Here is a 12,399-nt window from a genome sequence, read left to right as displayed (position 1 = left end):
ACACGCTGTCAGTGCCCTGCCATACGGTGATCGCCGCGCACGCCCCGGGGCGGGCAGGGGCACGCGGTGCGCCGGGCGTTCGTCCGGCATATGGACTGAGGTGCCGTCAGAACAAAGACGGATGGACGGTCATGGCCGATCACCAGGCGCACGAACCGGCCATCTCGCGGTGCGGCGCCGGGCGGAGGCCGGAGAGATGAGCCGGTCACTCCGCTTCGCCGGCAGTGGGGCCGATGCCGGAGGGCCCGGCTTTTCCGAACACATGTCCCCATAAAAAAATGTCTCTGCTCTGTAACGCGACCGAACGAGGCGGATTAGGCCCGCACAACGGATTCCGACCTGTTTGCCGGCCCGGTCACGGTGACACCCCGTATCCGGCGGAACCGCCGGCGGACGCCCGTCACCCGGGCGTGACCAGCGGCGTCGTACGGAGCTTGACGCGTTCACCCGGACGCTCCGGCCGTCACCCGGACGCCGCGAAGAATATTATTTCACTCACAGTCAGCAGCCGTGCACCGCACGAGCCTTGAGTATCAAGGCGTCAGGGGGGAATGTGTGTGCACCAGTACCGTCACGAATTCCCCGCGCGGCGACTATCCCCTTGGCGCAGCATCAGCATCATGGACAACCATAGGGATGAAGCGGATCGGAGAATGACCGCGGCGAGAGGAGGCGTCCATGGGATCGGTGCGCAAGGCGAGTGCCTGGCTTGGCCTCGTCGACGACAACGATGACGAGCGTTACTACGACGGCTACGAGGAAGACGGTCCCGAGCGGGGGACCGCCGACGCCTGGGTGACCGACCCGCGGGTGCGCGTCGCGAGCGACACGGCCGAGGACCAGGGCCAGCGGATCGGCACGGTCACCCCGGACAGCTTCCGCGACGCCCGCATCATCGGCGAGATGTTCCGGGAGGGTGTCCCGGTCATCATGAACCTCACGGCGATGGAGCCCGCCGACGCCAAGCGCGTCGTGGACTTCGCGGCGGGGCTGATCTTCGGGCTGCGCGGTTCGATCGACCGGGTGGCCAGCCGCGTCTTCCTGCTGACCCCGGCCCACACCGAGATCGTCAGCGGTGCGGCCGTCGCCCGTCCCTCGGACGGGTTCTTCAACCAGAGCTGAGGCAAGGCCGCTCGCCGGTGCACCGCCCCCGGTCGCACGGCCGCATCCCCGGCCCCCCCTCCGACCGCCCGATCGCCGTCGGCCGCTCCGGTCCCGCTCGCCGGGCCGGAGGCCTACCGGAAGGCGTCGAGCCCGGTGAGCGCCTTGCCCAGCACGAGCTGATGCATCTCCACGGTGCCCTCGTACGTCAGCACCGACTCCAGGTTCGTGGCGTGCCGCATCACGGGGTACTCCAGTGAGATCCCGTTGGCGCCCAGGATCGTCCTCGCGGTCCGGCAGATCTCCAGAGCCTCGCGGGTGTTGTTGAGCTTTCCGAAGCTGACCTGCTCCGGCCTGATGCGCCCGGCGTCCATGCGGCGCCCGAGGTGGTGGGCGAGCAGGATCCCCTTGTGCAGTTCGAGCGCCATGTCGGCGAGCTTGGCCTGGGTGAGCTGGAAGCCGCCGATCGGCCGGCCGAACTGCTCCCGGCTGCGGGCGTAGTCGACGGCCGTCTCGAAGCAGGTCCGTGCGGCCCCCATCGCGCCCCAGACGATGCCGTAGCGGGCGTGGCCGAGGCAGCTCAGCGGGCCGCGCAGCCCGGTCACCCCGGGCAGCACGGCGTCGGCGGGCAGCCGGACGTCGTCGAGGACGAGCTCGCTGGTGACCGAGGCCCGCAGGGACCACTTGTGCTTGATCTCGGGCGCGGAGAAGCCCGGGGCGTCCGCAGGGACGAGGAATCCGCGCACGCCGTCGTCGGTACCCGCCCACACGACGGCGACTCCGGCGACCGAGCCGTTGGTGATCCACATCTTGCGGCCGCTGAGCACCCAGTCCGTGCCGTCGCGGCGGGCGCGGGTGCGCATGCCGGCCGGGTCGGAGCCGTGGTCCGGCTCGGTGAGGCCGAAGCAGCCGATGACCTCGCCGGCCGCCATCCGCGGCAGCCAGTGCTGCTTCTGCTCCTCGGACCCGAAGCGGTGGATCGCGTACATGGCGAGGGAGCCCTGCACGGACACCAGGGAGCGGATTCCGGAGTCGGCGGCCTCCAACTCCAGGCACGCCAGGCCGTACTGGACGGCGCTGGCGCCGGCGCAGCCGTAGCCCTCCAGCGACATGCCCAGGGCTCCGAGCGCGCCCAGTTCGCGGGCGAGTTCCCTGACCTCGGGGAGCTCCCCGGTCTCGTACCAGTCGGCGACCCGCGGCAGGACGCGGTCCGCGGCCCAGCCGCGGACGGTCTTGCGGATGTCCAGGTCCTCGCTGCTCAGCAGGTCGTCGAGCCCGAGGGGGTCCTCCGGGTCGAACGCCGGCGGGTTCGCTGTAGGGGGCATGGCTGGCTCCGCAGAAACTAGTGCCTCGGCGGGCGACGTTTGCCCGGCAAGGAGCGGCGTTCGGTGCGTGCTCTCGGCGTGCCGGCCGGAAGTCCCCGTACTGGACGTACTTGGGCTTTCGGCCGGTGCGGCGAGAGTGCGTGCCGGGCGTCGCGACGGGGCGAACGTCGCCCGCCGAGGCACTAGCACCGTTAACCTGCTGGCTCCGACCGTACGGGCCGCGCGCCGTCTCGCGCAACGCGGCCGGTTGGCCGCATCAGCGTGACGTGTCGCCGAGGGACGGCGCCCGGCGGCCGCGGCGGGGCCTTGAACCGCCCACCGCGGACCGGTCGCGCTCGGGGCCCCGGGGCGTCGGCACGGCACCGGCAACCGCAGCGGCACCGGCCCCGCCGGGGGCCACCTCCACGTCCGGCTTCCCGTCCGCCTCCGTGTCGGGCCCGCAGTCCATCACCTTGGGCAGCCGCAGCGACGCCACCGCCCCGAGCAGCAGCAGCCCCGCGCTGACCAGCAGCGTCACATGGAGCCCGTGCAGGAACGAGGTCCGGGCGGCGAACCGCAGTGCGGCCCCGGCATGGCCACCGAGCCGGCCGGAGACCTCGTACGCCTCGCCGAGCGAGTGCCCGGCGTCCCTCCGGTCGGCCCCGGACACCCCGCGCACCGCGGAGAGGCCGGGGGCGTAGGCGGCGTTCATCACGCTGCCCAGCAGCGCGATCCCCATCCCGGCCCCGAGCTGGTACGAGGTCTCGCCGATCGCGGCCGCCCCGCCCGACTGCGCGGTGGGCGCCTCGTTGAGCATCGACTCGTAGGCGCCGAACAGCGTCGTCTCCAGGCCGAAGCCGAGCAGGACGAAGCCGCCGAGCATCAGCCGCGGGTCGTCGTGCCCGCCCATCAGGGCCAGGACGAGCACGGCGGCGGCGGTGAGGCAGAAGCCGAACGCCACCATCGCGCGTGGCCCGAACCGTTGCAGCATCTTCGATCCGGCCAGGCCCGCCGCCATCGCCGCGACGGTCAGGGGCAGCAGCCGCAGCCCGGTCTGGAGGGGGGAGAGCCCGAGTACCAGTTGCAGGTACTGCGCGGCGATCAGTTCGAGGCCGACCAGGGCGAGCATCGCGAGCACGATGCAGCCGACGGACGTGGTGAACGCCGGCTTCGCGAACATCCGCAGGTCGACCAGCGGCTGCGCACGCCCGCGCTGGCGCCGTACGAACGCGACGAGCAGCGCCGCCCCGACCAGCAGCGGCACCAGCGCCTGCGGGGCGAGCAGCGAGCTGCCGCTGCCGAGCCACTTCACGCCGAGCACCACGCCGAACAGCCCGGCCGCGGCCATCAGGGCCCCGAGGACGTCCCAGGGGCCGTCGCCGTCGCCCGTCGACTCGGGCAGCAGCCAGCGGCCCACCGGGAGGCTGACGATCATCAGCGGGATGTTGACGAGGAAGACCGAGCCCCACCAGAAGTGCTCCAGCAGGAAGCCGCCGAGCAGCGGCCCGACGGCCGCGCCCACGGCGGCCACCGCGCTCCAGATGCCGATGGCGAGCGCGCGCTCGCGCCGGTCGGGGAAGACCTGGCGGAGGATGGAGAGGGTCGCGGGCATGATCATCGCGCCGCCGACACCGAGCAGCGCGCGGGCGCCGATCAGCACCTGGGCGCTGCCGGCGAAGGCCGCCACCGCCGAGGCGATGCCGAAGAGCGCGTAGCCGAGCAGCAGGATCCTTCTGCGGCCGACGCGGTCGCCGAGCGTGCCGAACAGGATCAGCAGCGAGGCGCAGACGAGGGGGTAGGCGTCGACGATCCACAGGAGCTCCATGGCTCCGGGCCTGAGGTCCTCGCTGACCGCCGGAACCGCGACGTGCAGCACGGTGGCGTCCACCGCGACGAGCAGCAGGCTGACACAGAGCACGACGAGGACGAGCCACCGGTTGGCCTCACGGCTCCCGTCCAGGCGGCCGGGGCGCTGCCGGTGGCGATGCCGGGTGGCGCCCGCGGGGTGTTCCGCGGCCGTGGTCGTCCCGGACATGTACGTACCTCCCAGATGACCCCCGCCTCCGGTGGGGCCGCCAGGTGCTGCTGCGGCCTCGGTGCGGAAGATCGGCGTTACCGGCCGTCGCCGCCGGACTGCGCGGTGGCTCCCGCGGCGATAGGCAGGTGAGCGGCCAGCGTACGCGAGATCCGGAGGAAGTCATGTGGCGCATCCCCTTCCGATTCCCTCACACGGTGTGGTGTGCGCCACTCCTGTCACCCTGGTCCCGCGCCGTCACGCCCGTCCGTATCCCGATCTCCGGCGCATGCGCATACGGTCCGCAACCCGGCCTCCGGCGCCCCTCTACCACGGCGCACGCCCCGGTCTTCCATCCCTCCGGAAGCTACCCGCGGTGCCCCCGCGCACGCCCCGTCCGGTCGACACGGACGGTGAAACACGCCTGCCCGAGCCGGGCCACCAGCAATAATCGAGCACGTGACCGAGCTTGATCATCGTCCGCCGCGGCCCTGGACGGACGTGCTGCGGCAGGCGGGGCGGCTGCCCTCACGGACGGTGGGCGCGCTGCGGCACGCCGCGCCCGCCCTGCTCGGTTATGCCGCGGTGCGCGCGCTGGGCGTCGTGCTGCTGGTGCTGTGGAGCGCGCCGGCGGGCAAGAGCGCGCACCAGCTCCTCTCGGCGCGCTGGGACTCGCTCTGGTACATGCGGGTGGCCCGCTACGGCTACGACTGGCAGGTGCGGCTGCCGGACGGCACCGTCCACTCCGACCTGGCGTTCTTCCCGCTGCTTCCGTGGCTGGAACGGCTGGGCTCGGCCGTCGGCCCGCTGTCGTACGCGGACGCCGGCCTCCTGACGTCCTGGGCGGCCTCGCTCCTCGCCGCCTGGGGGGTCTTCGCGGTGGGCGACCGGCTGTACGGGAGGCGCGCGGGGGTCTGCGCGGCGCTGCTGTGGGCGGTGCTGCCGGTGGCGGTCGTGCAGTCCATGGCGTACAGCGAGTCGCTCTTCACGGCGCTCGCGGCCTGGTCGCTGTACGCGGTGCTCACCCGGCGCTGGATCGCTGCCGGAGCGCTCGCCGCGCTGGCCGGGCTCACCCGACCGGTGGGCATGGCCGCGGCCGCGGCCGTGTGGGTGGCGGCCTGGTGTGCGGTGCGGGAGCGGCGGTGGACCTGGCGGACCGTCCTCGGGGTGCTGCTGGCCCCTTTGGGAGCCGCGGGCTACGTGCTGTGGGTGGGGCACCGCACCGGCCGGGGCGTGGCCGGCTACCTGGACGTGCAGGGGCAGTGGGGCAACGGCTTCGACGGGGGCCTCGCCTTCGCGCGGTTCACGGCCGGGCTGCTGTCCGGCTTCCCCTCGGTGTTCGCCGGGCTCGCCCTGGTCGCGGGGGTGGCGCTGCTGCTGTGGCTGTACGTGCGGGGCGTGCGCGACCGCCAACCGCTGCCGCTGCTGGTGTACTCCGGCGTCGTCGTGGCGCTCGCCCTGGGCGCGCAGAGCTACTTCGGCTCCAAGCCCCGGCTGCTGCTGCCCGCCTTCCCGCTGCTGCTGCCGCTCGCGGTGGCCCTGGCCCGGGCGCGACCGCGCAGGTCGGCGCTGGTGCTCGCGCTCGCGGCGGTGGGTTCCGCGGTGTACGGGGCGTTCTGGCTGAACGGTTCGGGGCCGCCCTGACAGCGCCCCGGCGCCTCCGGCAGGGGTGAGCGGACGGGAAAATCTGAACGAGCAAGAGGTGAACAAGTTTTGTGGGGCTGGCTCATAAAGCACCCATAAGAGGGATCCTTGCAATGGAACGAGAAGCCGTTCCTGACATTGTGAATACGCTTTAAATAAACGCCCAGTTGAGAGCAATCCCACATCACATCGTCATCACAAAGCCGTGGTTTCGAGCTGCTCCTCAGCTCACTCCCTGTAACGTCGATTTTGTGCGTACCGAACGATGCCTCACCCGTCTGGATCGGGTCTTCGCCCGGCTGGACCGTGAGCCGGAGCGGCCGGCCGGCCTAGATGTGCCGGCCATGAGCCGGCACAGGGTCGTGCTCCTGGTCTCGACCCTGGCCTTCTACCTGGCCATGGTGTGGGCCGTGGTGACCACCTCATGGCTGGTCCGCCTGGACTGGCAGGTCATGTTCTTCCGCCCCTACCAGCAGTGGCCCCAGGTGCACGCCTTCCTGGACTACTACGTCGTCCTGGGCCAGCGCGGCCCGACCGCGACGATGGTGGCGGCCTGGCTGGGCTGGCGCTCCTGGCGGCAGCACACGCTCCGCCCGCTGCTGTCGCTGGGCGCGGCGCTGCTGCTGCTCAACGCCACGGTGGGCGCGGCCAAGATCGGCATGGGCCGCCTCGGTCCGCACTACGCCACCGTGATCGGGTCGAACGAGATGTGGCGCGGCGGGGATATATTTCCTTCCGGCCACACCGCCAACGCAGTGGTGACCTGGGGCATCCTGGCGTATCTGGCGTCCACCCCGCGGGCCCGCCGCTACCTGTCCGCCACCTCCGCGGTGGTGGCCCTGGGCGTCGGCCTCACCACCGTCTACCTGGGCACGCACTGGCTGAGCGACGTCCTGCTCGGCTGGGCCGCGGGCCTGCTGGTCCTGCTGGCGCTGCCGTGGTGCGAGCCGCTGATCGCCAGGGCCGAGGCCTGGATCCTGGACCGCCGCGCCGCCTTGCTGGCCCGCCGCCGGGGCACGGTGCCCGGGCGGCCCCCGGCGGCCCCACCGGCGCTCTTCCCGCCCCAGGTCCCCGAGGCCGAGGCGGCGCCGGAGCGCGAGCCGGTCGGCACGGCACGCCCGGGGCGTCCCGCGCCCCACCTGGCGCAGAGCCCGCACGCCGCGCGCTCCGAGCGCTCTCCGGTGACCCCGGCGGGCAGCCGCCGTCCGCCGCACACGGACCACCGGCCACCGCGCTCCACGACGCGCCCCCTGACCGGGGCCTGAGCGAACGGCCCCGCGGTGCGCCGCGGGGCCGGCCTGCCTCTTCACGCCGGGGCCCGGGAACCAGCCACTTGGCTGCGTCCCGGGCCCCGGCGTCGTCAGCCCTTCCAGCTGCGGTGCACGGCGCCGTCCTTGACCTCGAAGTTCAGCCGCCCGTGGAGGTACTCCATGGTGATGACCGTCCCGGGGGCCAGCGACCTGACGGTGGACCAGCCGCGCTCGCGTGCCCGCCGCTCTGCCTCCTCGACCGGCAGGCCCACATAGGCCTGAAGGTCGTCCTCTGGTTCCGCGGGGGGCGTGGGTATGGGTGCCATGCAGGCCACCGTATGCGCCACGGACGGACCGGGAAAGCCGATCAGGCCCCCCGGAGGAGCACCCGCGTCCGGCAGGCGCGCACCGGCGCCGAGAGCCGGTCCCCGGACCGGGCAGGCGCCCCGGGATCGGGGACCGGGGGCCGGAAGCGGAGACCGGGACCGGCACCACCCGCGCTCGCCACCGACCGGCCCCTGGGGCACCCCGTAGTCGGCAACCTTCCGTCACCGGTCCCGGGGCTGTCACACTTCCGTCACAGGATCACGACGCCGGCTCCCCCGAATGTCCGTCCGCCGTTCGGGTTATTCCGGCTTCCCCGTGAATTGCGGTACGGATGGCCGGGAATAAGAACCTACCGCGCTCCCGAGGGACCGCGAAACGCCGGGGTATTTGACGCCGCGCCACCCGGCCGGTGCGCTGATACGGTCGTTTTCGGCAGTGTTTCCGAAATGCCGTGGAACGGCGGCGGTCATATTGTCCGTTCAAGCCCGCGCAGGTTCCCCTCGGTACCGTCCGGGCGCACGTCAAGCGTCAGTTTCCGGCCGGCCCGGGTCGACGGCGAGGGGCAGAGATGGACACGCGGACCAGGCAGGCCACCGCAGAGGCCGAACGGCCGGCGCAGGTCAGGCGTCCCGGCGCCATCATCGTCGACTGGCTGACCACGACCGATCACAAGAAGATCGGCCACCTCTATCTCATCACGTCGTTCGGCTTCTTCCTGAGCGCCGGCTTCATGGCCCTGGTGATGCGCGCCGAGTTGGCCCGACCGGGACTTCAGATCGTCTCGAACGACCAGTACAACCAGCTGTTCACCATGCACGGCACGATCATGCTGCTGCTGTTCGCGACTCCGACGTTCGCGGGATTCGCCAACGAGATCATGCCGCTTCAGATCGGCGCCCCCGATGTGGCCTTTCCGCGGCTGAACATGTTTTCGTACTGGCTCTTCCTCTTCGGCGGCCTGATCGTGCTCGGGGCATTCCTGCTGCCGGACGGGGCCGCGAGCTTCGGATGGTTCGCCTATGCACCGCTGAACAGCAAACTGCGCTCGCCGGGCATCGGCGGAGATATGTGGATCATGGGCCTGGCGCTCTCGGGCTTCGGCACCATTCTCGGCGCGGTGAACTTCCTGACCACGGTGATCGGCATGCGCGCGCCGGGCATGACGATGTTCCGGATGCCCATCTTCACGTGGAACGTCCTGTTCACGTCGATCCTGGTGCTGCTGGCCTTCCCGGTGCTGGCGGGCATCCTGCTGGCCCTGGAGGCCGACCGGCTCTTCGGGGCCCACGTCTTCGACGCCGCGAACGGCGGCGGGCTGCTCTGGCAGCACCTCTTCTGGTTCTTCGGCCATCCCGAGGTGTACATCATCGCGCTGCCGTTCTTCGGCATCGTGACCGAGATCCTCCCGGTCTTCAGCCGCAAGCCGCTCTTCGGCTACGTGGGCATGATCGGCGCGACCATCTCCATCACCGCTCTCTCGATCATGGTGTGGGCGCACCACATGTTCGTCACCGGCGGGGTGCTGCTGCCGTACTTCTCGCTGCTGTCGTTCCTGATCGCGGTGCCGACCGGCGTGAAGTTCTTCAACTGGACCGGCACCATGCTGCACGGCTCGCTCTCCTTCGAGACACCGATGCTGTGGTCGGTGGGCTTCCTGGTGACGTTCCTCTTCGGCGGCCTGACCGGGGTGATCCTGGCGTCGCCGCCGCTCGACTTCGAGGTCTCCGACTCGTACTTCGTGGTGGCCCACTTCCACTACGTGGTGTTCGGCACCGTCGTCTTCGCCACCTTCGCCGGGTTCTACTTCTGGTGGCCGAAGTTCACCGGCAAGATGCTCGACGAACGGCTCGGGAAGATCCACTTCTGGACGCTCTTCGTGGGCTTCCACACGACGTTCCTCGTGCAGCACTGGCTGGGCGCGGAGGGCATGCCGCGGCGCTACGCGGACTACCTGGCCGCGGACGGTTTCACGGATCTCAACATGATCTCGTCGATCGGCTCCTTCGTGCTGGGCCTGTCCAACCTGCCGTTCTTCTACAACGTCTGGCACACCAAGCGGTACGGCAGGAAGGTCGACTCGGACGACCCGTGGGGCTTCGGCCGGTCCCTGGAGTGGGCGACCTCGTGCCCGCCGCCGCGGCACAACTTCGTCAAGCTGCCGCTGGTCCGCTCGGACTCCCCGGCGTTCGACATGCACCACCCGAGGTACGCGCCCGAGCCGGTGCGCCAGGCCGCGGCGGAGCACCGGCCGGGCAGCCCCACGGAGCCCTGAGCCCGTCGGCCGGACCCGCGGTCCCCGGCGGACGCCGGGGACCCGGGATCGTCCCGCCGACCTGCCCCTCCGGTCAGCCGGAGCCCGCGCCGTCCTCGTCCGCGACGGGCTCGACGCGCACCGCGAGGTCGTTGTCCAGGGTGTAGTAGGGCCCCGCCTCGACTCGGCCGCCCGCCACTCGGACCGCGGGGAACGCGAAGATGTGCTTCTTGTCGGCGATGTCGTCGAGCAGCCGCGCGATCCGCACCCGCGGCCCCTCCTGACCCGCCGGGCGCAACCACAGGTCCCAGACGCCCGGCGGCGCGGCGTCCGCCAGCACCCGGTACGCGACGGTGCAGCGGAACCCGTTGCCGTCGACGGCGATCGGGGCGCGCAGCACGGTGCCCGAGCCGCGGCGGAGCAGCTCGGCGTGAGCGTGCTCGGTGGGCGCGACGGCGTGGAGGACTCCGTGCACGGTCAGCGTGCCACCGGCGATGTGCAGTTCGCCGGCCTCCGCGTGCGGCAGGCGCCGCCAGCTCCGTACGGCGAGGTCGCCCTGCTTGGTGGTGTAGGGGATGCGTACGGCGACGGGGTCGCCGGCGGGGTCGGGGACCCGGTCGACGAGTGCGCGCAGATCGTGGACGCCCGGTGCCAGGCGGAGCGGCGGCCCGCCGGCGCCCGGGTCCTCCAGGTAGGCGTCCCAGCGGCCTTCGGCGAGCGGATGCGCCAGCGCGAGGACGGCGCCCGGCCGCCCGTCCGCCAGCGGTACGAGCGGCAGCCGGAGTTCCTCCGCGGGGTCCTTGCCCCGGCGGCGCAGCAGCACGTGCAGGGGTCCGCCATCCGGAGCGGCGGGCGGGTGGGTGACGTGGAAGGCCAGGTCACCGGTGGAGTCGGCGGTGCAGGCGGCGCGGGGCGCCGGATGCTGCGCGGTCCTGGCGGCGCCGGCGCGGGCGCGCTCGGTGCCGGGCGTGCCCTGGGCGGCGCGGTCGCTCTCCGCCGGGCGGTGGGGGCCGTCGCGGTCGGGCGCCGGTGCCGGAGTGGGCGTGGTCATGCGGGGCGCCCCCTTCTGAGCGCGCCGCGGGCCGCGGCACCCGCCGCGTGGGCGCCGCCTGCGAGGGCGCCGCCCGCGCGGTACAGGGGCGCGCGCCAGCCGCCGCCGCGCGGCCCGCCGCCCCGTGCGACCAGCGCGGCGAAGAGCGTGCTGTAGCGCTCCGCGATCCGGGCCGGGTCGAACCGCTCGGCGGCCGTGACCGCGGCCTCGCCCATGCGCAGGCGGCGTTCGTCGTCGTTGATCAGCTCCAGCAGGCCGCGGGCGACGGCGCCGGCGTCGCCGACCCGCACCAGCCGCCCGTCGACGCCGTCGGCGATGATCTCGCCCGGCCCGTGCGGGCAGTCCGTGGAGACCACGGGCAGGCCGCAGCGCATCGCCTCCACGATCGTCATCCCGAACGACTCCAGGCTGGAGGTCACCGCGCCGATCGAGCCCTTGACCCACTCGGACTCGATGGGGTGGGCGAGCCCCATCAGGAAGACGTGGTTGTACAGGCCGAGCTGGTCGATCAGGGCCCGCAGCCGCTGCTTCTGGTCGCCGCCGCCGTAGATCCGCAGCCGCCAGTCGGGGCGCTCGGCGCGGACCGTCTCGAAGGCCCTGATCAGCAGGTCGTACCGCTTGACTGCGGTGAGCCTGCCGGCCGCCACCACCCAGCGCCCCGAGCCGTCGGCGGGCCGGACGGCGGGCGTGGGCACGGGATTGGGGATGGCCTCCAGGTGCACGCCGGGCAGCCGCATCCGGGCCCGGTAGGCGCGGGCGTCGGCCTGCGTGGTGGTGGTGAGGGCGTCCAGCCGGGGGTAGACGGCGCGGAGTTGGGCGCGCAGGACGCGCGGGTGGCTGTCGAGCGTGAGGTGCTCCTGCCCGACCCGCACCGGCCCCGGCCTGGTCCCCCGGGCCAGGTGCACGTTGAGGCCGGGCCGGGTGGCGACCACGACGTCCGCCTCGATGCCGCCCAGGTGCTCGGCGATGCGCCGGTCGGTGAGCGCGCTGTACTGCACGTGGCGGCCGTCGGTGCGCGGGAACACCCGGCTGGGCCGCTGGTATGCCGGGTGGTCCAGGTCGGAGCCGGCCGCGTCCCCCCGGGTATCGACGAGGTACCGCAGCCGGATCCCGGGAGCCGGCGGCAGGAGCGGCCAATCGCGGTGGCGGAAGACGGAGACCACCTCGACGTCGTGCTGCTCGGCCAGCGCCGCCGCCAGGTTGTAGGTGGTCCGGATCGTGCCGCCGACCCCGTAGCCGTTGTGGATGAGGAAGGAAATGTGCATGCGTCCCCGCACTCTCGCGCGCCGCGGGCGATCGTCGCGCCCGCCTGACACCGGGTCCGACCTGCGGGCGGAGAGGGGGGTTGGACGCCATCACCGTGTTGTTTCACAAGAGTTGTGCCACTGATAACCAACAGGCCATCTCGGACAGGCGGACACCGCGCGGGTTCCGCCGTCACACGTGCCCCGCCGTAC

The 12,399-nt window shown here is 72.3% G+C and carries 9 protein-coding genes; 4 read left to right on the top strand and 5 right to left on the bottom strand.

Translation table 11 applies throughout. The features are described from left to right. The first annotated feature begins 678 nt into the window (after positions 1-678). A complete protein-coding gene (locus Sm713_RS20290) occupies positions 679-1,122 on the top strand; it encodes a cell division protein SepF (protein ID WP_212910988.1) in 444 nt (147 codons plus the stop codon). A 113-nt stretch (positions 1,123-1,235) separates the two neighbouring features. Here the strand turns inward: Sm713_RS20290 and Sm713_RS20285 are convergent, their stop codons facing one another. Together Sm713_RS20285 and Sm713_RS20280 are read right to left on the bottom strand one after the other, a co-directional pair. Then, on the bottom strand, positions 1,236-2,426 hold the full coding sequence (locus tag Sm713_RS20285) for an acyl-CoA dehydrogenase family protein (protein WP_212910987.1): 1,191 nt from the start codon (positions 2,424-2,426) through the stop codon (positions 1,236-1,238). A gap of 256 nt (positions 2,427-2,682) precedes the next feature. Next, positions 2,683-4,440, bottom strand: a complete 1,758-nt coding sequence (locus tag Sm713_RS20280) for an MFS transporter (RefSeq protein ID WP_212910986.1) — start codon at positions 4,438-4,440, stop codon at positions 2,683-2,685. 480 nt (positions 4,441-4,920) lie between these two features. On the opposite strand from Sm713_RS20280, the gene Sm713_RS20275 reads away from it, so the two are divergent. Then, entirely contained in the window at positions 4,921-6,063 is a 1,143-nt protein-coding gene (locus Sm713_RS20275) for a glycosyltransferase family 39 protein (RefSeq protein WP_374196056.1), read from the top strand. Between the two features lie 251 nt (positions 6,064-6,314). Next, on the top strand, positions 6,315-7,328 hold the full coding sequence (locus Sm713_RS20270; protein ID WP_212910985.1) for a phosphatase PAP2 family protein: 1,014 nt from the start codon (positions 6,315-6,317) through the stop codon (positions 7,326-7,328). Positions 7,329-7,423: 95 nt separating this feature from the next. Here Sm713_RS20270 and Sm713_RS20265 read toward each other — a convergent pair whose 3' ends face one another. Beyond that, positions 7,424-7,639: an I78 family peptidase inhibitor gene (locus tag Sm713_RS20265; protein WP_212910984.1), complete on the bottom strand. Its 216-nt coding sequence runs from the start codon at positions 7,637-7,639 to the stop codon at positions 7,424-7,426. A 569-nt stretch (positions 7,640-8,208) separates the two neighbouring features. Here Sm713_RS20265 and ctaD point away from each other — a divergent pair. Then, on the top strand, positions 8,209-9,912 hold the full coding sequence (ctaD, locus tag Sm713_RS20260; protein WP_212910983.1) for a cytochrome c oxidase subunit I: 1,704 nt from the start codon (positions 8,209-8,211) through the stop codon (positions 9,910-9,912). Positions 9,913-9,985: 73 nt separating this feature from the next. Here the strand turns inward: ctaD and Sm713_RS20255 are convergent, their stop codons facing one another. Both Sm713_RS20255 and Sm713_RS20250 read right to left on the bottom strand, forming a co-directional pair. After that, complete coding sequence (locus Sm713_RS20255) at positions 9,986-10,942, bottom strand: hypothetical protein (protein WP_283249785.1); 957 nt, start codon at positions 10,940-10,942, stop codon at positions 9,986-9,988. Continuing rightward, complete coding sequence (locus tag Sm713_RS20250; protein WP_212910982.1) at positions 10,939-12,207, bottom strand: glycosyltransferase family 4 protein; 1,269 nt, start codon at positions 12,205-12,207, stop codon at positions 10,939-10,941. Before Sm713_RS20250 ends, Sm713_RS20255 begins: the two co-directional genes overlap by 4 nt. Positions 12,208-12,399: the final 192 nt, after the last annotated feature.

This window comes from Streptomyces sp. TS71-3, from assembly GCF_018327685.1.
Lineage (GTDB): Bacteria > Actinomycetota > Actinomycetes > Streptomycetales > Streptomycetaceae > Streptomyces.
Note: the sequence above shows the minus strand (reverse complement) of the source record. Positions and strands in the feature narration are given on the sequence as shown.

What these genes read in the sequence shown, in the direction of transcription:
- Sm713_RS20290 (WP_212910988.1), top strand. Translation starts at nt 679, where the DNA reads ATGGGATCGGTGCGCAAGGCGAGTGCCTGGCTTGGCCTCGTCGACGAC.
- Sm713_RS20285 (WP_212910987.1), bottom strand. Translation starts at nt 2,426, where the DNA reads ATGCCCCCTACAGCGAACCCGCCGGCGTTCGACCCGGAGGACCCCCTC.
- Sm713_RS20280 (WP_212910986.1), bottom strand. Translation starts at nt 4,440, where the DNA reads ATGTCCGGGACGACCACGGCCGCGGAACACCCCGCGGGCGCCACCCGG.
- Sm713_RS20265 (WP_212910984.1), bottom strand. Translation starts at nt 7,639, where the DNA reads ATGGCACCCATACCCACGCCCCCCGCGGAACCAGAGGACGACCTTCAG.
- ctaD (WP_212910983.1), top strand. Translation starts at nt 8,209, where the DNA reads ATGGACACGCGGACCAGGCAGGCCACCGCAGAGGCCGAACGGCCGGCG.
- Sm713_RS20255 (WP_283249785.1), bottom strand. Translation starts at nt 10,942, where the DNA reads ATGACCACGCCCACTCCGGCACCGGCGCCCGACCGCGACGGCCCCCAC.
- Sm713_RS20250 (WP_212910982.1), bottom strand. Translation starts at nt 12,207, where the DNA reads ATGCACATTTCCTTCCTCATCCACAACGGCTACGGGGTCGGCGGCACG.